This window comes from Nonomuraea wenchangensis (assembly GCF_900111685.1).
Taxonomy (GTDB): domain Bacteria; phylum Actinomycetota; class Actinomycetes; order Streptosporangiales; family Streptosporangiaceae; genus Nonomuraea; species Nonomuraea wenchangensis.
Genome location: NZ_FOHX01000006.1, coordinates 520999 through 544894 on the forward strand (window position 1 = coordinate 520999; position 23896 = coordinate 544894).

22 protein-coding genes are annotated in these 23896 nt (G+C 71.6%); 9 read left to right on the plus strand and 13 right to left on the minus strand.

The features are described from left to right. Positions 1 to 4: 4 nt before the first annotated feature. The 3 genes from BMW85_RS21415 to BMW85_RS21425 all read left to right on the plus strand — a co-directional run bounded on the left by BMW85_RS21415 (position 5) and on the right by BMW85_RS21425 (position 3560). Positions 5 to 772 (plus strand): hypothetical protein, encoded by a 768-nt coding sequence (locus BMW85_RS21415; RefSeq protein ID WP_091083944.1) that lies wholly within the window; start codon positions 5 to 7, stop codon positions 770 to 772. Positions 773 to 1068: 296 nt separating this feature from the next. Continuing rightward, on the plus strand, positions 1069 to 2817 hold the full coding sequence (locus BMW85_RS21420) for a gamma-glutamyltransferase family protein (RefSeq protein ID WP_218155878.1): 1749 nt from the start codon (positions 1069 to 1071) through the stop codon (positions 2815 to 2817). Beyond that, a complete protein-coding gene (locus BMW85_RS21425) occupies positions 2814 to 3560 on the plus strand; it encodes a sulfite exporter TauE/SafE family protein (RefSeq protein WP_091083948.1) in 747 nt (248 codons plus the stop codon). The genes BMW85_RS21420 and BMW85_RS21425 overlap by 4 nt, the downstream gene beginning before the upstream one ends. A gap of 10 nt (positions 3561 to 3570) precedes the next feature. On the opposite strand, the gene BMW85_RS21430 is transcribed toward BMW85_RS21425, so the two are convergent. From BMW85_RS21430 to BMW85_RS21440, 3 genes are all read right to left on the minus strand, one after another. After that, a complete protein-coding gene (locus BMW85_RS21430; RefSeq protein ID WP_091083951.1) occupies positions 3571 to 4656 on the minus strand; it encodes a carboxylate-amine ligase in 1086 nt (361 codons plus the stop codon). A gap of 85 nt (positions 4657 to 4741) precedes the next feature. Beyond that, the gene (locus BMW85_RS21435; RefSeq protein WP_091083953.1) at positions 4742 to 5416 is read right to left on the minus strand and encodes a M15 family metallopeptidase; all 675 of its coding nucleotides are present in this window, start codon (positions 5414 to 5416) and stop codon (positions 4742 to 4744) included. Positions 5417 to 5428: 12 nt separating this feature from the next. Continuing rightward, positions 5429 to 6577, minus strand: a complete 1149-nt coding sequence (locus tag BMW85_RS21440; RefSeq protein ID WP_091083955.1) for an ROK family transcriptional regulator — start codon at positions 6575 to 6577, stop codon at positions 5429 to 5431. Between the two features lie 137 nt (positions 6578 to 6714). On the opposite strand from BMW85_RS21440, the gene BMW85_RS21445 reads away from it, so the two are divergent. From BMW85_RS21445 to BMW85_RS21460, 4 genes are all read left to right on the plus strand, one after another. After that, on the plus strand, positions 6715 to 8031 hold the full coding sequence (locus BMW85_RS21445) for an extracellular solute-binding protein (protein WP_091083957.1): 1317 nt from the start codon (positions 6715 to 6717) through the stop codon (positions 8029 to 8031). A 2-nt stretch (positions 8032 to 8033) separates the two neighbouring features. Continuing rightward, complete coding sequence (locus tag BMW85_RS21450) at positions 8034 to 9047, plus strand: carbohydrate ABC transporter permease (protein WP_177240801.1); 1014 nt, start codon at positions 8034 to 8036, stop codon at positions 9045 to 9047. Beyond that, on the plus strand, positions 9044 to 9895 hold the full coding sequence (locus BMW85_RS21455; RefSeq protein ID WP_091083962.1) for a carbohydrate ABC transporter permease: 852 nt from the start codon (positions 9044 to 9046) through the stop codon (positions 9893 to 9895). Before BMW85_RS21450 ends, BMW85_RS21455 begins: the two co-directional genes overlap by 4 nt. Before the next feature lie 71 nt (positions 9896 to 9966). Next, complete coding sequence (locus BMW85_RS21460; RefSeq protein WP_091083965.1) at positions 9967 to 11409, plus strand: glycoside hydrolase family 3 protein; 1443 nt, start codon at positions 9967 to 9969, stop codon at positions 11407 to 11409. Between the two features lie 16 nt (positions 11410 to 11425). Here BMW85_RS21460 and BMW85_RS21465 read toward each other — a convergent pair whose 3' ends face one another. Next, complete coding sequence (locus tag BMW85_RS21465; RefSeq protein WP_091084152.1) at positions 11426 to 12607, minus strand: ROK family transcriptional regulator; 1182 nt, start codon at positions 12605 to 12607, stop codon at positions 11426 to 11428. Positions 12608 to 12838: 231 nt separating this feature from the next. Here BMW85_RS21465 and BMW85_RS21470 point away from each other — a divergent pair, with 231 nt between their 5' ends. Then, complete coding sequence (locus BMW85_RS21470) at positions 12839 to 13288, plus strand: RrF2 family transcriptional regulator (RefSeq protein WP_091083967.1); 450 nt, start codon at positions 12839 to 12841, stop codon at positions 13286 to 13288. Between the two features lie 264 nt (positions 13289 to 13552). Continuing rightward, positions 13553 to 14332: a DNA-formamidopyrimidine glycosylase family protein gene (locus BMW85_RS21475; RefSeq protein ID WP_091083970.1), complete on the plus strand. Its 780-nt coding sequence runs from the start codon at positions 13553 to 13555 to the stop codon at positions 14330 to 14332. Here the strand turns inward: BMW85_RS21475 and BMW85_RS21480 are convergent. The 9 genes from BMW85_RS21480 to BMW85_RS21520 form a co-directional block, all read right to left on the minus strand. Continuing rightward, positions 14329 to 14685, minus strand: coding sequence for a helix-turn-helix domain-containing protein (locus BMW85_RS21480; RefSeq protein WP_091084154.1), 357 nt, complete (start codon positions 14683 to 14685; stop codon positions 14329 to 14331). The two genes, BMW85_RS21475 and BMW85_RS21480, sit on opposite strands and share 4 nt — an antisense overlap. Before the next feature lie 286 nt (positions 14686 to 14971). Next, the gene (locus BMW85_RS21485; RefSeq protein WP_091083971.1) at positions 14972 to 15460 is read right to left on the minus strand and encodes a CinA family protein; all 489 of its coding nucleotides are present in this window, start codon (positions 15458 to 15460) and stop codon (positions 14972 to 14974) included. Positions 15461 to 15466: 6 nt separating this feature from the next. Next, a complete protein-coding gene (pgsA, locus tag BMW85_RS21490; RefSeq protein ID WP_091083974.1) occupies positions 15467 to 16039 on the minus strand; it encodes a CDP-diacylglycerol--glycerol-3-phosphate 3-phosphatidyltransferase in 573 nt (190 codons plus the stop codon). After that, on the minus strand, positions 16036 to 17445 hold the full coding sequence (gene rimO, locus BMW85_RS21495) for a 30S ribosomal protein S12 methylthiotransferase RimO (protein WP_091084157.1): 1410 nt from the start codon (positions 17443 to 17445) through the stop codon (positions 16036 to 16038). Before rimO ends, pgsA begins: the two co-directional genes overlap by 4 nt. Before the next feature lie 60 nt (positions 17446 to 17505). Next, complete coding sequence (locus tag BMW85_RS21500; RefSeq protein ID WP_143082356.1) at positions 17506 to 18321, minus strand: helix-turn-helix domain-containing protein; 816 nt, start codon at positions 18319 to 18321, stop codon at positions 17506 to 17508. A 60-nt stretch (positions 18322 to 18381) separates the two neighbouring features. Next, complete coding sequence (locus tag BMW85_RS21505) at positions 18382 to 20910, minus strand: DNA translocase FtsK (RefSeq protein WP_091083979.1); 2529 nt, start codon at positions 20908 to 20910, stop codon at positions 18382 to 18384. Positions 20911 to 20983: 73 nt separating this feature from the next. Further along, entirely contained in the window at positions 20984 to 21925 is a 942-nt protein-coding gene (locus tag BMW85_RS21510) for an aldose epimerase family protein (protein WP_091083981.1), read from the minus strand. Further along, a complete protein-coding gene (locus tag BMW85_RS21515; RefSeq protein WP_091083984.1) occupies positions 21922 to 22884 on the minus strand; it encodes a LacI family DNA-binding transcriptional regulator in 963 nt (320 codons plus the stop codon). The genes BMW85_RS21510 and BMW85_RS21515 overlap by 4 nt, the downstream gene beginning before the upstream one ends. Before the next feature lie 94 nt (positions 22885 to 22978). Beyond that, entirely contained in the window at positions 22979 to 23773 is a 795-nt protein-coding gene (locus tag BMW85_RS21520; RefSeq protein ID WP_245774976.1) for an NAD-dependent epimerase/dehydratase family protein, read from the minus strand. Positions 23774 to 23896: the final 123 nt, after the last annotated feature.

Sequence of the window (23896 nt, forward strand, 5' to 3'; positions counted from 1 at the left end):
CCGGATGAGCTCCTTCCGCCGTTTACGCGCCGACCTCCTCACCGGCAAAAACCTGGAGATCTACCTCACGGCGCTGATCGCGCTGGCGGTGGGCGTGCTCGGCGTCTTCGACGTCGTGGACGCCAAGGTGGTGGGCGCGGCGACGCTGGCCACGCTCGCCCTCGTCGCGGTCAACGCGCTCGGCCCCCGCCACCAGGTGACCGACCTGGAGGCACGGGTCGCCGAGCTCAACCGCCTGGTCGAGACCAGGCTCGCCGGCGACACGTTCCTGGGCACCGAGCGGAAGGGCCTCGCCGAGCAGGTGGGCCGGGCGCGTGACCTGCGCCTGGCGGGGGTGACGCTGAGCCGTACCGTGCGGGGGCACGTCGAGGAGCTGCGCAAGGCGCTGGAGCGGGGGGCGACGGTCAAGGTGCTGCTCATCGATCCGTCCGGCGGGGTGCCCGAGGAGGCGGCGCGGCGCAGCACGATCGCCGGGCGCGGCGAGGTCTTCGAGCACCGGGTCACCTCCACGCTTCACCTGCTGGCGGGGTTGAGCGGGGCGATCGAGGTGCGGTTCATGCCGTTCGTGCCCGCGTTCGGGGTGGTGCTGCTGGATCCGGCGGACGACGACGGCGTCGCGTACGTGGAGCTGGGCACGCACAGCACGGCGGGCCGCGATCCGGTCTTCACGGTGACGCGCCGCCGCGACCACTTCTGGTTCGAGCATTTCACGGCGGAGTTCGACCGCTTGTGGGAGGTGTCCAGGAAGTGGGAGCCGGATCAGGACGGCTGACAATCTTGTATACGATAAGCCCGATATGACCGATCTGACGCTGGGCGCGGCCCTTCGGCCGACTCCTACCCGCATCTGATGATGGCGCCGATGTCGGGCGATCCTCGCGGGTCGGCCCCGTTCCCGGCCGCTGTCGGCCGGACGCGAAGCACCCGGACGGCAGAGCAACCGGACGGTCGAGCACCCCGACGATCGAGATGGCCCCGTCGTACACAGTCTCCGGGCCGTCGGCCGGGGAGCGGGAAGAGGGAGAGACGTTGTTCACCACCAGGCCCGAGCTGACGGGCGACTTCGGCATGGTCGCCGGCACCCACTGGCTGGCCTCGGCCACCGGCATGAGCGTCCTGGAGCGGGGCGGTAACGCCTTCGACGCGGCCGTCGCCGCCGGCTTCGTGCTGCAGGTCGCCGAGCCGCACCTGAACGGCCCCGGCGGCGAGGTGCCCATCCTGCTGTGGAGCGAGGCCGAGCAGAAGACGCACGTCGTGTGCGGGCAGGGCGTCGCCCCGGCCGCCGCGACCATCGAGCGGTTCCGCGAGCTGGGCCTGGACGTCGTCCCCGGCACCGGCCTGCTCGCCGCCACCGTTCCGGGGGCGTTCGGCGGGTGGATGCGCCTGTTGGAGCGGTGGGGCACCTGGCGGCTGGCCGACGTGCTCGCGCCCGCCATCCACTACGCCGAGCACGGCGTCCCCGTGCTGGAGCGCGTCTCGGCCACGATCACCGCGGTCGAGGGCATGTTCACCGCCGACTGGCCCACCTCGGCGGCCACGTGGCTGCCCGGCGGCCGGGTGCCGGAGCCGGGCTCGCGGCTGGCCAACCCCGTGCTCGCCGCCACCTACCGGCGGATCGTCGCCGAGGCCGAGGCCGCCTCCGGCACCCGCGAGGGCCAGCTCGCCGCCGCCCGCCACACCTGGTACGAGGGCTTCGTCGCCGAGGCGATCGCCGACTTCAGCGCCACGACCGCCTGGCGCGACAGCTCCGGAGAGGTGCACGGCGGCCTGCTGACCGGCGACGACCTCGCGGGCTGGAGCGCCACGACCGAGGAGCCGGTCAGCTTCGACTACCGCGGCCACACGGTGTTCAAGACCGGCCCGTGGGGCCAGGGGCCGGTGTTCCTGCAGCAGCTCGCCCTGCTCGACGGCGTGAACCTGGACGCGATGGGCTACCTGAGCGCCGACTACGTCCACACGGTGACCGAGGCCGCCAAGCTCGCCTTCGCCGACCGCGAGGCCTGGTACGGCGACGCCGACGTGCCGCTCGCCGGCCTGCTCGACCCGGCCTACAACGCGGCCCGGCGCGCGCTCATCGGGCCCCGGGCCAGCCTGGATCTGCTGCCCGGTTCCCCCGGCGGGCGCGAGCCCCGGCTGCCCGTCCTGCCCGGGAGCAAGGTGCCGGCCCCGGAGGGCGTGGGCGAGCCCACCGTGGACACGGCCGGGCTGGAGCGGACGCTGCCCGACGGCCAGGTCCGCGGCGACACCTGCCACGTGGACGTCGTCGACCGCTGGGGCAACATGGTCTCGGCCACGCCGAGCGGCGGCTGGCTGCAGAGCTCCCCCACCGTCCCCGCCCTGGGCTTCTGCCTGGGCACCCGGGCCCAGATGTTCTGGCTGCAGGAGGGCCTGCCCTCGTCGCTGCGGCCGGGGGCGCGCCCGCGCACCACGCTGTCGCCGTCGTTCGCGCTGAAGGACGGGCGGCCGTGGCTGGCGTTCGGCACGCCGGGCGGCGACCAGCAGGACCAGTGGAGCCTGAACTTCTTCCTGGCGCTCGTCCACGGCGGGCTCAACCTGCAGGAGGCCATCGACGCCCCCATGTTCCACTCCGAGCACTTCCCCAGCTCGTTCTTCCCGCGCGGCTCGCGGCCGGGCGTGCTGCACGTGGAGGAGCGGCTGGACGCCGGCGTGGTGGCCGAGCTGCGGCGGCGCGGGCACGAGGTCGAGGTGCAGGGGCCGTGGTCGCTGGGCCGGCTCAGCGCGGTGGCCCGTGACGGCGGTTTCCTCAAGGCCGCCGCCAACCCGCGTGGCGCGCAGGGCTACGCCGCCGGCCGATGAGCCCGGCGGAGCTGCTCTTCCTCGCGGCGGCCGGCCTGCTGGCCGGGGTGGTGAACGCCCTGGCCGGCGGCGGCACGCTCGTCTCGTTCCCCGCCCTGCTGGCGATGGGGTACCCGGGCCTGACCGCGTCCGTGACCAACGCGGTGGCGCTGTGGCCGGGCTATCTCGGGGGCGTGCTGGGCTACCGCGCCGAGCTGCGCGGGCAGCGGCGCAGGGCGGTGACGCTCGGGGCCACGGCGGTGACGGGCGCGGTGGCGGGCAGCGCGCTGCTGCTGGTCACGCCCGGCCGGGTGTTCGAGTCGATCGTGCCGTGGCTGGTGGGTCTCGCCAGTCTCGCGCTGCTGGCCCAGCCGTGGTTGCGCGCCCGTGTCGGGGGCGCGGCCGGCGGGCCGCCGAGCCGCCGGGTGTACGCCGGGGTGTTCCTCGGCGGGTGCTACGGGGCGTACTTCAACGGCGGCATGGGCGTGCTGCTGCTGGCCGTGCTCGGTCTGTTCCTGCACGACGGCCTGCACCGGGTCAACGCCGTACGGGCCGTGCTGGCGCTGGTGATCACCTCGGTGTCGGCGGTGGCGTTCTCGCTCTTCGCCGACGTACGGTGGGCGGCGGTCGCGGTGATCGCCCCGGCCAGCCTCGCGGGTGGCTTCCTCGGCACCCGCGTGGCCAGACTGCTGTCGGCGAAGGTCCTGCGTGGCGTGGTGGTCGTCTTCGGCCTGGGTGTGGCCGTGGCGCTCGCACTCCAGTGAAAGCCTGGGTTCAGGCGACGGTGGCCTCGATGAGGTCGTCCACCACGTCGTTCAGGTCGTGGCCGCGGGCGTGCACCCGCCGCTGGCGCATCGCGCCCGACCCCTTGCGCAGCAGCCGGTCCAGGCCCTCCTGTACGAAGGCCAGGTCGCCCGCCTCGGCCAGCGCCGGGCGTACGTGTTCGAGCAGCCGCCAGGCCAGCACGTTCGCGGGCAGGCGGGTGCCGTCGCGCACGTCCACACCCTCGCCCGCGAGGCCGTCCCTGGCCGCCCGCCAGTAGGCGGCGCGCAGCACCTCGGAGGAGACGGGCAGCCCGTGGTCGCCGCGCCGCACCGCTTCCAGTGAGGTCACCACCAGGGCGCGGACGAGCCCGATCAGTGTGAGGCTGTCGCTCACGTCGAGCGGCACGTCGGCCGCCCTGATCTCGACCGTGGGCAGGCTGGGCGAGGGACGGGTGTCCCAGTAGACCGTCTTGGGGTCGATCAGCGCCCCCGTGTCGTCGAGGGCCCGCACCGCCAGCTCGTAGTCGGCGTAGGAGGCGAAATAGGGCGGCGCGCCCGCCACCGGCCACCGGCCCCAGGAGATCACTCTCCAGGAGGCGTACCCGGTGTCGCGGCCGGCGAAGAACGGCGAGTTGGCGGCCAGTGCGATCAGCGTCGGCAGCCAGCAGCGCACGTGGTTGCCGACGTAGACGGCGTGCTCGCGGTCGGGCACGTCCACGTGGACGTGCAGCGCGCAGATGGTGATCTCGTCCTGGAGCGCCCGGTAGGCCACCCTGCTCTGCAGGTAGCGGGGCACGTCGGTCAGCGGCGGCGAGCTCACGTCGCCGAGCACGGGGATACCGCTGGCGACGATCGCGAGGCCGCACGCCCGCGCGGCGTCGGCCACCTCCTTTCGTACGGCGCGCAGTTGCGAGCCGAGTTCGCTCAGGTCGGTGGAGGGAGGCGTGCGGGCCTCCACCTGGAAACGGGTGATCTCATGAACCACGTCGGTCATCCCGGTGGTGGCGGCCAGTACGTCGGTCGCCCGGGGAGAGACGTGGCGGGTGCGGGGATCGACGATGAGGTATTCCTCTTCGATCCCGATCAGCGGAATCATGCCTGCACCTCGTTGGGGGGAGTGAGTTCCGCAAGGAGTTGTGCCCCGGCGACAGCTCGCGGAAAACCTTCCCGACCTGAGGGTGTCAGGCGGTGAAACCTGTGGGGCCGTAGAGGGCGTGAGGCGCTCCTGTGGCGAGCGCCCAGTAGCGGTCGCCGTAGGACCAGTGCCACCACTCGGTGGGGTAGTTGACCAGGCCGGCCGGCTCCAGGACGGCGGCGAGGAGGTCGCGGTGGGCGCGGGCGTCGGCCGAGATGCCGGGGGCGGCGGTGTAGCAGGCGCCGTCGCTCTCCTCGGGGTTGTCGTTGACCTGGGTGCCCATGTCGTACTCGACGCCCTCGGGGTCGCACAGGGTGAGGTCGACGGCCGCACCGGCGGTGTGCGGGGCGACGCTGACCGGGGAGACGTACCGGCTGGCGGCCACGTGGGCCTCCTCGACCGTCATGCCGGGGTTGGCGGCCAGCAGCTCGTCGCGGTAGCTGGTGAAGTAGAGGGACTGGGTGGCGATGGGCCGGTAGCCCTCCACGATGAGCAGGTGGTAGCCGTCGGGCAGCCCGGCCTCGGCGCGCTCCAGCCGCTCCAGCAGCCCGGCGCGCAGGTGCGCCCAGGCGCCGTCGGGGTCGGCGAGCCGCTCGTCCACCCGCAGCCGGCCGCGCACCTCGGCCAGCGGCTCGTCCGTCTCGCGCACCGGGATCGCGGCCACCCGGGGGTCCGAGATGAGCACGACGTCGTTCCTGGGGTCGTTCGGGGACTGCCACATGGGCAACGATTTTCACACAGTGTCGGAGAAGACCTGCTCCCGGGCCTGGTCCAGGGCCGCGACCAGGGCCCCGCGCAGCACGGGGTTCCCGGCCACGGTGGTGGTGACCACGGGGGGCCGGCTCGGGCAGACGCGGGCCACGGCCTCCTGCACCTTGGCGGCCAGCCGCTCGCCGCCCGCGCGGCCGACGTCGCCGCTCAGCACGATCAGGCCGGGGTCGAGCACGACGGTGATGGCCGCCGCGCCCACCGCTAGCCGCGCCGCGACCGCGTCGAGGAAGTCCTCGCCGCCGCCGCGCACCAGGTCGGGGACGGTCACCCCCTGCACGCCGTGCTCGCGGGCGAGGCCGCGCAGCGCGTCGTGGCCGACCAGCCGCTGGAACGACCCGGACTGCGGCTGGGAGACGTCGGCGGGCAGCGGCTCGCCGGGCACCGGCAGCCAGCCGATCTCGCCCGCGCCGCCGGTGATGCCGCGGTGCAGCCGGCCGTCCAGCATGACGCCGAGGCCCTGGCCGACGCCCGCCCAGATGACCACGAAGTCGTCGTGGCCGACGGCGGCGCCGTAGGTGTGCTCGGCGAGGGCGACCAGGTTGACGTCGTTCTCTATGGTGACGGAGGCGCCGAGGGTGCGGCGGAGGCTGGCGAGCACGCCGACGTGCCAGGCGGGCAGGTCGTACGACCAGCGCACGTCCCCGCTGACCGGGTCCACGACGCCCCGGGTGCCGATGACGAACGACTTCAGCCGCTCCAGCCCGATGCCGGCGGTGTCGCAGGCGCGCTGCACGGCGGCGTGGACCGTGCGGACCGGGTCGCCGCCGTCGGCGGGGTTGACGGTGATCTCGACCACGATCCGGCCTGTGATGTCGGCCACACCCACCTTGAGGCTGTCGGGCAGCACCTCCAGGCCGGCGACGTACGCGCTGGAGGGGACCACCCCGTACAGTGCGGCGTGCGGTCCCCTGCCGCCCGCCCGCTCTCCCGCGACCTCGACCAGCCCCCGCTCCTCCAGTCGAGCAAGGAGCTGACCTGCGGTTACCTTGGAGAGCCCGGTCCGCTCGCCCAGCTCGGCCCGGGTGAGCGGGCCGTCCACGAGGAGGAGCTCGAGTGCCGCGCGATCGTTCAGCCGCCGCAGCAGCCGGGGAACCCCCGGGCTTCGACTCATTACCGCACCCCTCTCGTCACGAATGGCTAACGGGCGTTTTTTTTAAGAAAGTTTCTTGTTAGTTTAGCAGCGTCGTTCGGCATTTGACGATCAGCCTGGTGCGGACCGTAGGCCAGCACCCGGGAAGGGAGAACCCTGTGAGGATCGCGAAGATCACAGCCACTACGGTCACCACGGCCGCCCTGGCCCTGGGCCTGGCCGCGTGTGGCTCCGGTGAGGCGCCCTCCTCCTCACCCAGCGCCGCGGCCTCCGCCAGCGGCCCCAAGTTCGCCGGCAAGACGCTGAGCGTCTGGCGCCTCGGCGACAGCAACCCGGCCGCGGCCAAGTACATGGAGGAGCTGAACGCCGAGTTCAAGCAGCAGACCGGCGCTGAGGTCAAGCTCGAGTGGATCCCGTGGCCGCAGGTCGCCGACAAGTTCGCGGCCGCCGCCACCGGCTCAGGCCCTGACGTGACCGAGATCGGCAACGACCAGGTCCCCATGTGGCAGAGCCAGGACGCGCTCACCCCGATCACGGACATCGCCCGCGAGGGCGACCGCGCGCAGATCCCCGAGAACCTCTACGGCTACGAGACCGTGGACGGCGAGATCTACGCCGTGCCGTGGGGTGCCGGCGCCCGCGCCGTCCTCTACCGCAAGGACTGGTTCGAGGACCTCAAGATCGAGGTCCCGAAGACCTGGGACGAGCTCGTCGCCGCCGCCAAGAAGATCCAGAAGGAGAAGGGCGAGGGGGTGGACGGCTTCGCCTTCAACGGCGGCTCCGACGCCAACCACCTGCTGGCCGCGTTCGCCTGGTCCGAGGGCGGCGAGTTCGCCGTCAAGGAGGGCGACAAGTGGGTCGGCAAGCTCACCGAGCCCGGCTTCACCAAGGGCTTCGAGACCTACACCGGCCTGGTGACGAGCGGCCTGTCCGGCAAGGCGAACCTCACGCTCAACACGGTCGACATCCGTAAGCGCTTCGCCAACAACAAGGTCGCGATGTACCTCACCGCGGGCTGGGACCTCCCCGGCATCGAGGAGGACTCGAAGGGCAAGCTGAAGAGCGACAAGCTCGCCTTCTTCCCGCTGCCCGCCAAGACCGGCGGCGTCGCCCCCTCCTTCTTCGGCGGCAACGACATCGCGCTGTGGGGCGGCACCAAGGAGGCCGACCTCGGCAAGGAGTACATCAAGCTGGCCACCAGCAAGACCTGGGCCGACCGCTACGCCAGCGAGGGCGGCCTGCTCCCGGTCTACCCGGACACCCTGGCCAAGCTTGAGGAGGACCCGGCGCAGGGCGCGTTCGCGCAGGCGTTCGCCAAGGCCCGCGCCTTCCCCGCCGACCCCAACTGGTCCGAGGCCGACGCCACCAAGATGGTGCTGCAGAACGCCGCGCGGGCCGTCATCGAGGGCAAGAAGGACGCCGGCACCGCCCTCGCCGACGCCAACAAGGAACTCGAAGAGATCCTGAACCAGTGAGCATGGCGAACCCGACTACGGTCGCCCGGGGCGGGGGCTCCTCCCCCTCCCCGGGTCACCGGCGCAGGAAGGAGAGCGGCCGCGCGCGGGCGAGCGGGCTGCCGGCGTGGAGCATCCCGTACGTGCTGCTCGTGCCCGGCCTGCTGGTGATCGCGGGGCTGCTGCTCTACCCGATGTTCCAGCTCGCGGTCATGGCCTTCCAGAAGGTGGGCCTGGCCCAGATCCGGGGCACCAGGCCGGCCGAGTGGGTGGGCCTGGAGAACTTCGAGAAGATCCTGTCCAACGACATCTTCTGGTCGGCGCTCCGCAACACCGTGGCCTTCGCCTTCGTCGCGGTCAGCCTCACGCTGATCGTCGGCACCGCCGTCGGGGTGCTCCTGCACCGGCTCGGCAGGAAGATGTCGCTGTTCGTGGTGATCGGGTGCATGTTCGCCTGGGCGGTGCCGCCGGTGGCGCAGGGCGTCATCTGGCGCTCGCTCTTCGACGCCGAGGCCGGCATCGTCAACTGGGCGCTCGACCTGCTGCCCAACTGGCTGGCCGCGCCGCCCGACGGGGCGCGGAGCTGGGTCGGCACCCCCTGGCTCACCGACACCCTGCCCCTCTACATCGCGCTGGTCTTCTGTGTGGTGTGGGCCGGCTTCCCGTTCATCGCGGTGTCGGTGCTGGCCGGGCTCAAGGGCATCCCCGCCGAGCTGTACGAGGCGGCCAGGGTCGACGGCTCGGGGCCGTGGCGCACCTTCACCAAGATCACCCTGCCGATGCTGAAGCCCGTCTTCGCCGTCCTGACGGTCCTGTCGATCATCTGGGACTTCAAGGTCTTCAGCCAGCTCTACACGCTGATGAACGGGCACACCAACCGCGAGGGCTACAACCTGTCCATGTACGCGGTCGCCGAGGCGTTCAAGCCCCCGCAGAAGCTGGGCATGGGCGCGGCGATCTCCGTCGTCCTGACGATCATCCTGCTCGTCATCACCGTCGTGTACGTCAGGCAGATCGTGAAGCAGGAGGAGATGTGACCCCCCTCGCCCGCAAGAGGCTCGGCAAGATCCTCCTCAACACGGCCGGTGTCCTGGTCTTCCTCTACGCCGTCTTCCCCGTCTACTGGATGGTGTCGACCGGCTTCAAGGAGAACGACCAGATCTTCACCACGGAGTTCGTGCCGTTCCCGACGCATTTCACCTTCGATCACTTCGCGCGGGTGCTGACCGAGGGCGTCGCGAACAACTCCATCTGGCTCTACATGCGCAACAGCGCCATCGTGGCGCTCGGGACGGTGCTCATCGGCTCGGCCTTCGCCCTGCTGTCGGCCACCGCCATCGCCCGCTTCCGCTTCAAGGGCCGCGGCATGTTCCTCGTCGTGCTGCTGGTCGTGCAGATGCTGCCGGCCGAGGGGCTGCTCATCCCGCTCTACATGATGGTCAAGCGGGTGGGGCTCGGCGACAACTTCATCGGGCTGATCGTCACCCAGGTCGCGCTCACGCTGCCGTTCGGCGTGTGGATGCTCCGCACGTTCGTCGCGGCGGTCCCCAAGTCGCTGGAGGAGGCGGCCTGGATCGACGGCGCGGGGCGCATGCAGACCTTCTGGCGGGTGCTCTTCCCGTTGGTCGCGCCCGGTCTGGTGGCGACGAGCATCTTCTCGTTCATCACCGCGTGGAACGACCTGGTCTTCGCCCTCTACCTGATGTCGCAGTCGGAGGGATACACGATGCCGGTCGCCCTGCAGTACTTCATCGGCCAGAAGGGCGTCGACTGGGGGGCGATCATGGCCGGATCCACCCTGATGACGATCCCGGTCGTCGTCTTCTTCCTGCTCGTGCAGCGCCGCATGGTCTCCGGCCTGGTCGCCGGGGCCGTCAAGGGCTGACGCGGCACCTTCCCGCACGGCGCCGCCGGCGCCGTGCACAACCCTGCCCATCTTCCACTTGATGAGGAGCCATGAGTCAGAGTGATCGGGGGCTGCGCCGCCTGGCGGCCGGCACACTGCTCGTCGCCTTCCAGGGCACCGAGGCACCCGGCTGGGTGCTGCGCGAGCTGGAGCACGGCCTGGGCGGCGTGACGCTCTTCGGCTTCAACGTGGCCGACCACGGCCAGGTGAAGGAGCTGACCACCGCGCTGCGGGGAGCCGGTGAGCCCGTCATCTCGCTGGACGAGGAGGGCGGCGACGTCACGCGGCTCGCGTACCACGTCGGCAGCCCGTACCCGGGCAACGCGGCGCTGGGGGCGGTGGACGACCCCGGGCTGACCCGCAGCGTCTACCGGGCCATCGCCGCCGAGCTGGCCTCCTGCGGCATCAACCTGGACATGGCCCCGAGCGCGGACGTCAACACCGAGGCCGACAACCCGGTGATCGGCACCCGCTCGTTCGGCGCGGACGCCGCCCTGGTGGCCCGGCACACCGTCGCCGCCGTGGAGGGCCTGCAGTCGCTGCGCGTGGCCGCCTGCGTCAAGCACTTCCCCGGCCACGGCGCCACCCGCGTGGACTCGCACCTGGCGATCCCGGTCGTGGACGTGGGCCTCGACGTGCTGCGCGAGCGGGAGCTCGCCCCGTTCCGCGCGGCCGTGGCGGCGGGGGCGAAGTCGGTGATGACCGCGCACGTCGCCGTGCCGGCCGTGACGGGCGACACGCCCGCCACGTTGTCCGGCGCGGCGCTGACCGGGCTCCTCAGGGGCGAGCTCGGTTTCGGCGGCGTCGTCATCACCGACGCCCTGGACATGCACGCCATCACCCGCAGCGTCGGCCTCGCCGGCGGCGCGGTGCTGACCCTTGAGGCCGGGGCCGACCTGCTCTGCCTCGGGCCGCTGCCCTCCTACGACGACGTCCAGGCGATCATCACGGAGATCGTCTCGGCGGTGCGCGAGGGCCGGCTGGCGGGCGAGCGACTGGAGGAGGCCGCGGCGCGGGTGGCCGCGCTGCGGGAGTGGTTCGGCGGGGACCGCGAGGTGCCGGCCGAGCGCAACGTCGTGGGCCTGCACGCCGCCCGCCGCGCCGTACGGCTGAGCGGCGTCCCGGAGCCCCTGGTCGAGCCTCTGGTGGTCGAGGTGGACACCCCGCCGACGATCGCCGTGGGCGACGTGCCGTGGGGCGTGGGGCCGTGGCTGCCCGAGGCGGAGGTCGTCCGCGTCGAGCCGTCGGCCGCCGACGCGTCCGCGCTGCTGGCCAAGGCCGCCGGACGGTCCCTGGTCGTCGTGGTCAAGGACGCCCACCGCCACCCCGCCAGCCGGGACCTCGTCTCGGCGCTGGTGGCGGCCCGGCCGGACACGACCGTCATCGAGATGGGGCTGCCGGTGTGGCGGCCGGACAGCGCCGCCTACATCGCGACGTACGGGGCCGCCCGCGCCAACGCCCAAGCGGCCGTGGAGCTGCTCAAGACCGCCTGACTCCAAGGACGGCCGCTCAGGGGGCCAGGAGCTCCTCGCGGGCCTGGTCGAGCGCGGCGAGCACGGCGCCGCGCAGCACCGGGTTGCGCTCGTTGACCGTGGTGGTGCCGACCTGGGGCCGGACCGGGCAGATCCGGGCCACGGCCTCCTCCACCCGCGACGCCAGGGCGTGGCCGCCCGCCCGCCCCACCTCCCCGGCCAGCACCACGAGGCCGGGGTCGAGGATCACGCACACGGCGGCCACGCCGAGCGCGAGCCGCTGGGCGATCTCGTCGAGCAGCGGCTCGCCCCGCTCGCCCGCGGCCATCGCGACGCTCACGCACTCGCCGGCGCTGCTGGCCGCGAAGCCGTAGCCCTGGGCCAGCTCGGCCACCGCCTCGGCGCTGACCAGCGACTGCAGGCCGCCCGCCAGCGACGGCAGCCGCCCCGGCTCGCTACGGATGTCCTCAGGCAGCGGCACCCCGGGCACCGGCAGGTAGCCGATCTCGCCCGCGCTGCCGGAACGCCCCCGGTGCAGCCGGCCGCCGAGCATGACCGCCAGGCCGAGGCCGCGGCTGGCCCACAGCAGCACGAAGTCGTCCACGCCCTGGGCGGCACCGTCGGCGCGCTCGGCGATGGCGGCGAGGTTGACGTCGTTCTCGATCGTCACCTCGCGCCGCAGGTCGCCGGCGAGCGCCCCGTGGATGCCCTCGTGCCAGCCGGGCAGGTCGAAGGAGAAACGCACGTCGCCGCTGCGCGGATCGACCACGCCGGGGGTGCCGATCACCACGCCGCGCAGCCTGCTCAGCCCCACCTTGGCGCCGCGACAGGCCTTGACGATGGCCTCGTGCACGGCGGCGACCGGGTCCTCGTGGCCCTTCGGATCGACGGTGATCTCGGCGATCGTGTGGCCGTGGATGTCGGCGACGGCCGAGGAGATGCGTTCGGGGCCGACCTCCAGGCCGGCGACGTACGCGCTGGAGGCGATCACCGAGTAGAGGGCCGCGTTGGGCCCCCGCCCGCCGGCCTGGGTGCCGACGACCTCGACCAGGCCGCGCTCCTCCAGCCTGGACAGCGTCTGCGAGGCCGTGACCTTGGACAGGCCGGTCAGGTCGCCGATCTGGCCGCGGGTCATGGGACCGGTGGCCAGCAGCAGTTCGAGCGCGGCCCGGTCGTTGATCTCCCTCAGCAGCCTGGGCACACCCGGGCGTCGCTCCACCACACTGAATCCCCACCGTCGGTCCACTGCGAATCGGTCCCCTGCGAAATCGCAAAGATTGTTGGAAGTTTAGCGCTCGTGTTCCCGAGAGACGTCGCAGGTGAACGCGAGATTTCTTCATGATCACCGTATCGGAGGGCCCTGCGCGGGACGGCTCCGGGCTCCGGATCACTTGCCCCATCTGGCGACCGTGCGGCTAACCAGTGTTGACCAGGAGGGATAATCGAGAACATGCGCCTCTCCGCTCGTGTCGACTACGCCCTCCGAGCCGCCGCCGAACTCGCCGCCGCGGGTGCCGGCCCGACCACCGTGGGCGAGCTCGCCAAGGAACAGGACATGCCTCCCAAATACCTGGAGAACATCCTGCTCCAGATGCGCCGCGCCGGGCTGGTCCGCGGGCAGCGAGGCCCCGAGGGCGGCTACGTCCTGGCCCGGCCCGCCGGCGAGATCTCCCTCGCCGACGTGATCCGGGCGGTGGACGGCCCGCTCGCCAACGTACGCGGCGAGCGGCCCGAGCACGTCGGCTACCGGGGGCCGGCCGAGTCGCTGCAGCAGGTGTGGATCGCGCTGCGCGCCACCGAGCGCGCGATCCTGGAGGAGGTCACGCTGGAGCAGGTCGCCGCCGGCACGCTGCCCGACCGCGTCCGCCAGCTCGCCGCCGACCCCGCCGCCTGGGACTGACCTCCCGGCTCAGCGCCTGGTGCACCAGAGCACGACGTCCTCGATCTCGTCGGCGGGCCCCTCCGCCAAAGTCCGTTGAACCCGCCGCCCTCGGGCAGCCGCGTCTCACCCCTCGCCGCGCCGCTCCGGACGTCCCAGTAGCACACGCGGCCCGTCCGCTTCGGGCAGGTCGTGGCGAAGACCGTACGGGCCGCCCCGTCAGGGAACACCGTTGGCGCGACGTCCGCGGCCGAGCCGCCGGGAACGGGTTCCTAGACTGGAAGGATGCCCGAGGGAGACGCCGTCCACCGCACGGCCGCCCGCCTGCGTTCCGCGCTCGACGGACGGGTGCTCACGAGGTCCGACTTCCGAGTGCCGAGGCACGCCACCGCGGACCTGACCGGCCGCGAGGTGCTGACCACGCTCTCGCGCGGCAAGCACCTGCTCACCCGCGTCGAGGGCGGCCTGACCGTGCACACGCACCTGCGGATGGACGGGAGCTGGCGCATCGTCGCGCCGGGGGCCCGGGTGCCGCCCGGCGACCAGGTGCGGCTGATCCTGGCCAACCGGGACTGCACGGCGCTCGGCCGCAAGCTGGGGATGGTGGACCTCGTACGGACGGAGGACGAGGCGCGGCTGGTCGGCCACCTGGGGCCGGATCTGCTCGGGCCGGACTGGGACCCGGACGAGGCCGTGCGGAGGCTGCGCGAGGCGCCCGACAGGACCATCGGGGAGGCGCTGCTCGACCAGCGCAACCTGGCGGGGATCGGCACGATCTATCGCGCCGAGACCTTGTTCCTGCGGGGGATCTGGCCGTGGAGGAAGGTCGGGGAGATCGAGGACCTGAGCGGGCTCGTGTCGTTGGCACAGCGCCTGCTGGCGGCCAATCTCGAACATGCGGGCACGGTGACCACAGGTGATCGCCGCCCGTCGAACGCGACGTGGGTCTACGGCAGGGCAGGAAGACCCTGTCGCCGATGCGGCACCCGCATCAGCCGAGGGGAGATGGGATCGCAGCCACAGGAACGGCTGATCCTGTGGTGTGCGGGCTGCCAGCCTCGTTAGGCAGCCACCATGTCCTTGACTTCGGGGAACACGGAATCGGAGATCGATCCGGGAACCGTCTCCGCGAGAGGCAGTCGCTCGTGCTCGGGAACATCGGCGAGCACGGGAGCAGCCTGGAGCTCGGCCAGCGCGAACTGGTCGGACACCTCACGCAGCACCTGCGAGAGTGGCACTCCGAGCGCACCGCAGATCGACGCGAGCAGCTCCGACGAAGCCTCTTTCTGCCCCCGCTCCACCTCGGACAGATAGCCGAGCGATACACGGGCCAGCGTGGAAACCTCGCGAAGCGTGCGTCCCTGGCGCACGCGCAACCGCCTCAGCACATCGCCGAGCAGCTGACGCAGCAGAATCATCTGTCGCTCCCTCCCCGGCGCGGATGTCTTCACCACGCCCCGCGCGATCGGATCGTGCCGCACATTGGTCTTCTTCGCTTCGTACATACTCCTCGCCGTCATTACCGGGCGTCGCCGCCCCTTGCTCGCCGCTTGTGCCTCGCCGCGCGACTCATCGGGCCCGCCTGCCGGGCGCTCGGTGCTTGCAGTTGGCTCACGGACCTCACTCACAGTCCCACCGTACCCGTATCCACCGACACCGCGTCAGACCGCGTAAGGCATGTTCGCTCGGGACGTAACACGGTAATCATCCGGAATGTTCCCCTATGTTCGCCTGTAGCACACTTGAGAGGAGATCAACTGCCTCGTGCACCGTCTCTACCCTTATACGTTCGCGTGACCCCTCAAGTCTCAACTCCCGCCCCCAAACCTGCCCGCCGGGGCCGGAGACGGCCACGAACACGGTGCCGACGGGCCTGCCGTCCTGCGGCTCCGGGCCGGCCACCCCGGTCACGGCCATCCCGTAGCGGGCCCCGCACACCCGCGCCACGCCCCGCGCCATGGCCGCCGCCACCTCGGGATGCACGGCCCCCTCACGCTCCAGCAGCTCGCCCGGCACGCCCAGCAGGTCGCGCTTGAGCTCGGTGGCGTAGGAGATCACCCCGCCCCGGAAGACCCGCGACGCCCCGGGCACCGCCGTGACGGTCGCCCCGATCAGCCCCCCGGTCAGCGACTCGGCCACCGCCAGCGTCGCCCCCTGCCGCTCCAGCAGCGCCAGCGCACCCGCCACATCCATCGTCGATCACTCCCCGCGTGCCCGCCTGGCCACCTTACGCAGCCTGATCGCCCGGAACACGTAATCGGCGCCGGTGAGCACCGTCACCACCAGTGCCGCCCCCATCACCACCGACCGCAGCACGTCGGGCACCATCGGCAGGAGGTAGAGGACGATCGCCGCGATCTGCAGCACGGTCTTGACCTTGCCGCCGTAGCTGGCGGGGATCACCGCGTGCCGCAGCAGCACGAACCTGAGCGCGGTGATGCCCAGCTCCCGCCCCAGGATCACCACCGTGACCCACCACGGCAGCTCCTGCAGGACCGACAGGCACACCAGCGCCGCGCCCGTCAGCGCCTTGTCGGCGATCGGGTCGGCGATCTTGCCGAAGTCGGTGATGAGACCGTACCGGCGGGCCAGCTCACCGTCGAGATGATCGGTGAGTGAGGCCACGCCGAACACTGCCAGCGCCGTGATCCGCCAGCCGGTGCCGGGCAGGAAAAGACAGACGACGAAGAAAGGGACGAGCACCAACCGGAGGACCGTGAGGATGTTGGCGATGTTCCACGGACTCACCGCACGGCGCTCGTCCTTCTTCATGGACCGGCCTTGATCCGCGCGATCAGGTCGACCCCTTCGGCGTCGACCACGACCGCCCGCACGACCTGGCCCTTGACCAGGCCGATGCCCTGCACGGTCACGGAGCCGTCGACCTCGGGACCCTGGTGGGCGGCCCGGCCCTCGTAACCGCCGTCACCCAGGTCGTCCTCGATCAGCACATCGACCTCGGTGCCGATGCGCTCCTCCGCCCGCTGGGCGGTCAGCTCCTCGGCCAGCTCGGTGAGCACCCGCACCCGCTCGTCGATGACCTCCTGCGCCAGCTTGCCGGGCAGGTCGGCCGCCTCGGTGCCGTCCTCGTCGGAGTAGCCGAACACGCCGATGACGTCGAGCCTCGCGGCTTCGAGGAAGCCCACCAGCTCGCCGAACTCCTCTTCGGTCTCGCCGGGGAAGCCCACGATGAAGTTGGAGCGCACGCCCGCCTCGGGAGCGCGCTCGCGCACGCTCTCCAGCAGCGCGAGAAAGCGCTCGGGGTCGCCGAAGCGGCGCATCCGGCGCAGCACGCCGTTGCTGGCGTGCTGGAAGGACAGGTCGAAGTAGGGGGCGATGCCCTCGGTGCCGCAGATCACGTCGATGAGCCCGGGACGCAGCTCGGCCGGCTGCAGGTAGCTGACCCGCACCCGCTCGACGCCCGACACCTCGGCCAGGCGCGGCAGCAGCTTCTCCAGCGCCCGGAGGTCGCCGAGGTCCTTGCCGTAGGAGGTGGAGTTCTCGCTCACCAGCACCAGCTCGCGCACCCCGCGGTGCGCCAGCCAGTCGGCCTCGGCCAGCAGCTCGTCGGGGACGCGCGAGACGTAGGAGCCGCGGAAGGACGGGATGGCGCAGAACGTGCAGCGCCGGTCGCAGCCGGAGGCGAGTTTCAGCGAGGCCACAGGGCTCTCGTCGAGCCGCTTGCGCAGCACGCGAGGCCCGCTGGCGGGGGCCACGCCCGACGGCAGGTCGCCGTGGCCGGGAATGCCGGCCTTGGGCGCGGCGGCGCGCTCGACCGGTGAGATGGGCAGCAGGGTGCGCCGATCACGCGGCGTGTGGGGCTTCAGCGACCGGCCGGCGAGCACGTCGTCGAGCCGGTCGCCGATCTCGGCGTAGTCGTCGAAGGAGATGACGGCGCTGGCCTCGGGCAGCGCCTCGGCCAGCTCGCCTCCGTAGCGCTCGGCCATGCAGCCCGCGGCGACGACCTTCGCGCCGGAGTCCGCGGCGGCGAGCAGCGTGTCGATGGAGTCCTTCTTGGCCGAGTCGATGAAGCCACACGTGTTGACGACGACGACGTCGGGGTCGTCGTCGCCGAGCTGCCAACCGGCAGCCTCAAGTCGCGCGGCCAGCTCCTCGGAGTCGACCTCGTTGCGGGCGCAGCCCAGGGTGATCAGCGATGCGGTGCGGCGGGATGACATGGTGAACACTACGGTATCGGGAGTTGGCCACCACCCGATGCACTGGCCCACCGGAGATGGCTAGCGGGCCTTCTGCTTGACCGGTGCCTTCGGCGCCTCGAACGAGGTGCGCACCATCTCGCCGCGCTCCCCGAGCCGCTTCACTTTCTTGCCGTTGACCTGCAGCGTCACCGCCGTGGCGTCGCTCAGCAGCAGGGTGACCTTGCCCGGCGCCCGCCACTCCGAGGTCTTGCCCGCGGTGAGCGTGCCCGAGAAGAGGCGGTGGCCCTCGCCGTCGTGCACCCCGACGTACGACGAGCGCTTCGCCCTGATCCGCAGCGTCACCATCTCCTTGGAGCGCGCGTTGCGCGACGGTGACGCCTTGGGCGACTCGGTGATGGGCGTGTTGGGCGGCACGCTCGGCCGGGCCGACGACTGCCGCACCCCGGCCACCTGCACCTGGTCGCCCGCTCCCCCGAGCATGCGCATCGTGCCGAACACGACCACGATCGCCAGCGCCACCCCCAGCGCCATCGACCAGTTGGGCCCGCGCCGCTCCGGCAGGTTGATCTTCTTGTCGGCCTGGAAGACGGCCGAGGCGCGCACCGGCTGCGGCGCCCCGCCGTGTTCCTGGTCATATTGGTGCACCACGGCCTCGGGATCGAGCCCGACGGCCGCGGCGATGGCCTTGACGTGGCCCCTGGCGTAGAACGGGCCCCCGCACTGGTCGTAGAGGTCCTGCTCGATGCAATGGACGATGGTCTCGCGGATGCGCGTGGCCGCGCTGACCTGCGCGACCGACATCCCGGCCGACTGCCTGGCTGCCGCCAGCATGGCCCCGATGCTCTGCTGTTCCTGCACGGCGAACGCCTCCCCGATGGCGTCTGGTTCCCCCACCACGACTCTCCGTAGTGGTTCCTATTCAACCAGTTGACGCCGCTCGCCCCCGCATTGGGGTCATTCGCCACGCAGGTCGGCCAGCAGACCCGGCAGATCGTCGGGCTTCACGAGCACTTCGCGCGCCTTGGAGCCCTCGCTCGGGCCGACCACGTTGCGGCTCTCCAGCAGGTCCATGAGCCGCCCCGCCTTGGCGAAGCCGACCCGCAGCTTGCGCTGGAGCATCGAGGTCGAGCCGAACTGGGTGGTCACGATCAGCTCGGCCGCCTGGATCAGCAGGTCGAGGTCGTCGCCGATCTCCTCGTCGATCTCCCGCTTGACCGGCGCCGCCGCCACGTCCTCGCGGTATTCCACCTGCATCTGCGCCTTGCAGTGCGCGACGATCTCGGCGATCTCCTTCTCCGAGACGAACGCGTTCTGGATGCGGATGGGCTTGCTCGCGCCCATCGGCAGGAACAGCGCGTCACCCTGGCCGACCAGCTTGTCGGCGCCGGGCTGGTCGAGGATGACCCGCGAGTCGGTGAGGCTGGAGACGGCGAAGGCGAGGCGGGAGGGCACGTTGGCCTTGATCAGGCCGGTGACGACGTCGACGGACGGCCGCTGCGTGGCGATCACCAGGTGGATGCCGGCCGCGCGGGCGAGCTGCGTGATGCGCACGATCGAGTCCTCGACGTCGCGCGGCGCCACCATCATGAGGTCGGCCAGCTCGTCCACGATCACCAGCAGGTACGGATACGGCTGGTAGACCCGCTCACTGCCGGGCGGCGGCTGCAGCTTGCCCGCCCGCACCGCCTTGTTGAACTCGTCCACGTGCCGGAACCCCGACGCCGCCAGGTCGTCGTAGCGCCGGTCCATCTCTCCCACGACCCATTCCAGGGCCTCCGCGGCCTTCTTCGGGTTCGTGATGATCGGGGTGATGAGGTGGGGGATGCCCTCGTACACGCTGAGCTCGACCCGCTTGGGGTCGACCAGCACCATGCGCACCTCGTCGGGCGTGGACCGCATGAGGATGGAGGTGATCAGGCCGTTGACGCAGACCGACTTGCCGGCGCCGGTGGCGCCCGCGATGAGCAGGTGGGGCATCTTGGCCAGGTTGGCCACGATGGTGCGGCCCTCGACGTCCTTGCCCAGGCCGACGATCATCGGGTGGTGGTCGGCCTGCGCCACCTGCGCGCGCAGCACGTCGCCCAGCGCCACGAGGTCCTTGTCGGCGTTGGGGATCTCCACGCCGATGGCCGACTTGCCGGGGATCGGCGACAGGATGCGCACGTCGGCGGACTTGACCGCGTAGGCGATGTTCTTGGTGAGCGCGGTGACCTTCTCGACCTTCACCGCCGGGCCGAGCTCGATCTCGTAGCGGGTCACGGTCGGGCCGCGGGTGAAGCCGATCACCTGCGCGTCGATGCTGAACTGCTCCAGCACGCTGGTCAGCGCGTTGACCACGGTGGTGTTGGCCTTGGTCTGCGGCTTGGGCGCGGTGCCCGGCTTGAGGAACTGCAGGTCGGGCAGCGCGTACGGCCCCGCCTGCGGCGACAGCACGAGCTGTTCGACCGTGCGCGGCGCGGGCGTCGGCAGCGGCGGCTCCGGCGGCCTGCGCTCGGCCTCGGCCTCCGCGGCGGCGGCGGCGACCGCCGCGTCCTCCTCGTCGGTGAGCCCGGGGACGATCTCCGGCGAGTGGTCGGCGCGCTCCTTGTCCTTCTCCGACAGCACCGGCGTGTCGTAGGGCTTGACGCCGTCGCCGCCCTCGCCTGCGGGCTTCTTCGTCCGGGGACGCTTCCTGCTCGGCTCGCGCGGCAGCGGGTCGGACTGCCGCTCGAAGAGCAGGTGCCGCAGCTCGGCCAGCCGCTCGGGGATGCGGTGCACCGGCGTCGCGGTGATCACCAGGACGCCGAACGCCGACAGGAGCAGCAGCAGCGGGATCGTGATCCACGACGGCAGGATGCTCATCGGCGGCGCCGAGACGATGAAGCCGACCATGCCCCCGGCCGCCGACACCTTGTCCATGCCCTGGCCCTCGCCGGCCGGGTACGGCGTGTCGTTGGCCACGTGGATCACGCCGAGCACGCCGACCAGCAGCGCCGCCCAGCCGATCACCATGCGCCCGGTGTCGGCGTTCTGGTCGGGGTGGCGCATGTAACGCCAGGCCAGCAGGCCGAGCAGCAGCGGCAGCGCCCAGGCCAGCGAGCCGAACACGCCGCGCACGGTCGCGTTGACCACCCCGGAGACGGCCCCGTCGGCGTTGCGCCAGGTCATGGAGGCCAGCACGATCGCGGCGGCGAACCAGGCCAGCCCGAGCCCGTCGCGCCGGTGCGCCGGGTCCAGGTCGCGGGCGTTCTTGCCCAGCGCGCGGGCCATGCTGCCGACACCGCCCGCGAACAACATCCACAGCCCGACGATCAACTTGCCGATCATCGTGAAGACCCAGCTGATCGGGTCGGGGTGGGCGACGGAGGACTTGCGGCCGGAGGCGCCCGGCCTCGGCCTGGGGCGCCCGGCCGACGCTGTGGTCCGCTTCGCGGAGGTCGAGCGGGCCGGGGTCGACCGCTTCGCCGGCCCCTTGGATGCGCTTTTCGGCGTACGGGTGGCCATGGTGCCAAAGGTACGACGGAGACACCGGACTCCGCGCGCTGACGCGCCGCACACCCGTACAAAGACCCCAGGATCAGGTGGCGAACCTGTAGGTGGTGGTGGAGGTCCGGCGCTCACCCGGCCGCAGCACCGTGGAGGGGAACTGCGGCTGGTTGGGCGAGTCGGGGAAGTGCTGGGTCTCCAGGCACAGCCCCGCGAACGGCCCGAACGGCGTGGCCGCGCCGTCCAGCATGCTGCCGGAGTAGAACTGCACGCCCGGCTCGGTCGTGGTGACGTCCATGGTCAGGCCGCCGGCGGTGACGCTCATGCCGCCGTCGAGCACGAAGCAGTGGTCGTAGCCGCCGTCGATGCGCTCGCCGAGCGCGTGCGGCTCGGTGAAGTCGAACGGGGTGCCCTTGACCGGCGCCAGCTCCCCGGTCGGGATCTTGTCGGCGTCCACCGGCAGGTAGTGCTCGGCGGCGATCCGTACGACGTGGTCGCGCACGTCGCCCTCGCCCTGGCCCTTGAGGTTGAAGTAGGAGTGGTTGGTGAGGTTGACCACGGTCGGCTTGTCGGTCTCCGCGGCGTAGTCGATGCGCAGGCCGTCGTCCTCCAGCGTGTACGTCACCGTGGCGGTCAGCGTGCCCGGGTAGCCCTGGTCGCCGTCCGGGCTGACCAGGGTCAGCGTGACGGAGGCGGGCGAGCGGTCGGTGACGGTCCACACCTTGGAGTCGAAGCCCTCGGTGCCGCCGTGCAGGCTGTTGGGCCCGTTGTTGACCGGCAGGGTGTACTCGACGCCGTCGAGGGTGAAGCGGCCGCCCGCGATGCGGTTGCCGTAGCGGCCGACGACCGCGCCGAAGTAGCGGCTGCGGGTGAGGTAGTCCTCCAGCGTGTCCAGCCCGAGCACCACGTTGCGGCCCGACACCTCCAGCGAGCGTACGACGGCGCCGAGGGTCAGCACCTCGGCGCGGAGCCGTCCGGACGACAGCTCCACCTGTTCCACCTGCTCGCCGGACGGCAGCGTTCCGAAAATCATCTTTGTGCCCTTCCCGTGGACTCGCGGACTATGAGGGCGGTGTCGAGGGTCACCGTCGCGCCCTCGCCCCCCGATTGCAGCAACAGGTCCACCGCCATCCGCCCCGCGGCCACGGCGGGCATGGCCACCGTGGTGAGCTTCGGCCGGTTGAGCCGGCCGGGCAGGATGTCGTCGAACCCGATGACACTTATCTGGTCTGGTACCCCGATGTCCATCGCGGCCAGCCCCTCGACGAGGCCGAGTGCGACGAGATCGTTGTAGGCCAGCACGGCGGTCGCCCCGCAGGCCGCGACGTCGGCGGCCACGGCCAGGCCGCCGCCCTCGGTCGGCTGGTTGGGGCCGAAGAAGACGAGGTCGAGCCCCGGCGTCTCGGCGGCGACGCCCTGCATCTCGTTGCTGGTCCACGACCCGATGGGGCCGGACACGAGCGCGATCCTGCGGTGGCCGAGCTCTGCGAGGTGCTCCAGGGCCAGCTTGGCGCCCTGGGCGACGTTCATGAGCACCGCGGGCATGCCCTTGATGCGGCGGTTGACCACCACGAACGGCACGTCCTCGGCCAGGCGCTCGATCATCTTGTTGGACAGGCGGGGGCTGCACAGCAGGACGCCGTCCACCTGCTTGGTGAACGTCCTGATCAGCTCTTCCTCGACCCGCGGGTCCTCGTCGGTGTCGGCCACGAACACGTGGTAGTCGCGGCCCCTGGCCTGCGCCTGGGCCGCCTTGATGAGCGGCGGGAAGAACGGGTTGGCGATGTCGGCCACGATGAGGCCCATGTTGAACGTGCGTCCGGTCGTGAGCGCGCGGGCCGCCCGGTTGGGCCGGTAGCCGAGGTCGTCGGCCGCGGCCAGCACCCGGCTCCTGGTGGCAGGATTGACCAGGTGCGGCGCGGAGAAGGTGCGGGAGACTGTGGACACGTGCACGCCGCAGGCGCGCGCCACGTCCTTGATCGTCGCCGCCATCGCCGTCCTCCCTTGCAAACGGTTGCCAGATCAAACCTTGACCTTTACCGCTCTGCCCGTCAAGGTTTGTGCAACCGGTTGCCATGACCGGCGATCACCAGCGGCCGCCGAGCTCCTTCAGCGTGAAGACGCCGCCCGCGCGGTCGTGCACCGGGTCCGCCAGGTCGGGCTCGCCGTGCTCGGCGATCAGGGGCGCCGCCAGCGTCTCCGAGTCGTCGCGCGAGACGTAGCCGATGGACTCGGCCTCCTTCAGCGACCACCAGCGGCGGGTGTTGTCCGAGACGCCCCACACGACGTGGAGGCCGGGCGCGACCAGCGCGGCCTCGACCAGGCGGGCCAGGTCGTCGGGTGAGATCCAGGTGGCCAGGCCGCGGGTGTCGAGCGGGCCGTCGTTGCAGGTGCCGAGCCGCACAACGGTGATGTTCATGCCGAAGCGGTCGTGGTACAGCCCGGCCAGGGCCTCCATGACGACCTTGCTGACGCCGTAGAAGGTGTCGGGGCGGGGGAAGGCGTAGTCCGGCAGGTCCTCGCCGCCCGCCGGCCTGGTGTGGAAGCCCGCCGCATGGTGGCTGCCCATGAGGACGAGCTGGCGTACGCCCGCCTCGCGCGCGGCCTCCAGCAGCACCTGCGTGCCGTCGATGTTGGCCCGCACGATGTCGGCCCAGGGGTGCTCGCGGCTCTGACCGCCCAGGTGGAGCACCGCGTCCACGCCCTTGACCGCCTCGGCCATGGCGGCCGGGTCGGCCAGGTCGGCGACGACCTGCTCCTCCCCCGGGCCGGGCTCGACCGGCTGGAGATCGGAGAGCCGCAGGACGCGGCCCTCGCGGGCGAGCCGCGGGCGGAGCAGCGTGCCGACTTTCCCCGCGGCACCGGTCATGAGAATGCGCATGTCTTCATGGTGTACACGATTCTGACCCAAATTCACATACTTGAATATTGACCGTGAAGCATGGCCTAGTTACGTTCACAGCCACGAGTTCAAGTCTTCGACTCATGTCCATGTATGTGAACG

Coding starts and splice junctions, on each gene's coding strand:
- BMW85_RS21485 (WP_091083971.1), bottom strand. CDS start 15,460: ATGGATGTGGCGGGTGCGCTGGCGCTGCTGGAGCGGCAGGGGGCGACG.
- BMW85_RS21440 (WP_091083955.1), bottom strand. CDS start 6,577: ATGAGTCGAAGCCCGGGGGTTCCCCGGCTGCTGCGGCGGCTGAACGAT.
- BMW85_RS21480 (WP_091084154.1), bottom strand. CDS start 14,685: ATGATTCTGCTGCGTCAGCTGCTCGGCGATGTGCTGAGGCGGTTGCGC.
- BMW85_RS21425 (WP_091083948.1), top strand. CDS start 2,814: ATGAGCCCGGCGGAGCTGCTCTTCCTCGCGGCGGCCGGCCTGCTGGCC.
- pgsA (WP_091083974.1), bottom strand. CDS start 16,039: ATGAAGAAGGACGAGCGCCGTGCGGTGAGTCCGTGGAACATCGCCAAC.
- BMW85_RS21505 (WP_091083979.1), bottom strand. CDS start 20,910: ATGGCCACCCGTACGCCGAAAAGCGCATCCAAGGGGCCGGCGAAGCGG.
- BMW85_RS21430 (WP_091083951.1), bottom strand. CDS start 4,656: ATGATTCCGCTGATCGGGATCGAAGAGGAATACCTCATCGTCGATCCC.
- BMW85_RS21450 (WP_177240801.1), top strand. CDS start 8,034: ATGGCGAACCCGACTACGGTCGCCCGGGGCGGGGGCTCCTCCCCCTCC.
- BMW85_RS21460 (WP_091083965.1), top strand. CDS start 9,967: ATGAGTCAGAGTGATCGGGGGCTGCGCCGCCTGGCGGCCGGCACACTG.
- BMW85_RS21515 (WP_091083984.1), bottom strand. CDS start 22,884: ATGGCGGCGACGATCAAGGACGTGGCGCGCGCCTGCGGCGTGCACGTG.
- BMW85_RS21435 (WP_091083953.1), bottom strand. CDS start 5,416: ATGTGGCAGTCCCCGAACGACCCCAGGAACGACGTCGTGCTCATCTCG.
- rimO (WP_091084157.1), bottom strand. CDS start 17,445: ATGTCATCCCGCCGCACCGCATCGCTGATCACCCTGGGCTGCGCCCGC.
- BMW85_RS21415 (WP_091083944.1), top strand. CDS start 5: ATGAGCTCCTTCCGCCGTTTACGCGCCGACCTCCTCACCGGCAAAAAC.
- BMW85_RS21510 (WP_091083981.1), bottom strand. CDS start 21,925: ATGATTTTCGGAACGCTGCCGTCCGGCGAGCAGGTGGAACAGGTGGAG.
- BMW85_RS21470 (WP_091083967.1), top strand. CDS start 12,839: ATGCGCCTCTCCGCTCGTGTCGACTACGCCCTCCGAGCCGCCGCCGAA.
- BMW85_RS21520 (WP_245774976.1), bottom strand. CDS start 23,773: ATGCGCATTCTCATGACCGGTGCCGCGGGGAAAGTCGGCACGCTGCTC.
- BMW85_RS21420 (WP_218155878.1), top strand. CDS start 1,069: ATGGTCGCCGGCACCCACTGGCTGGCCTCGGCCACCGGCATGAGCGTC.
- BMW85_RS21475 (WP_091083970.1), top strand. CDS start 13,553: ATGCCCGAGGGAGACGCCGTCCACCGCACGGCCGCCCGCCTGCGTTCC.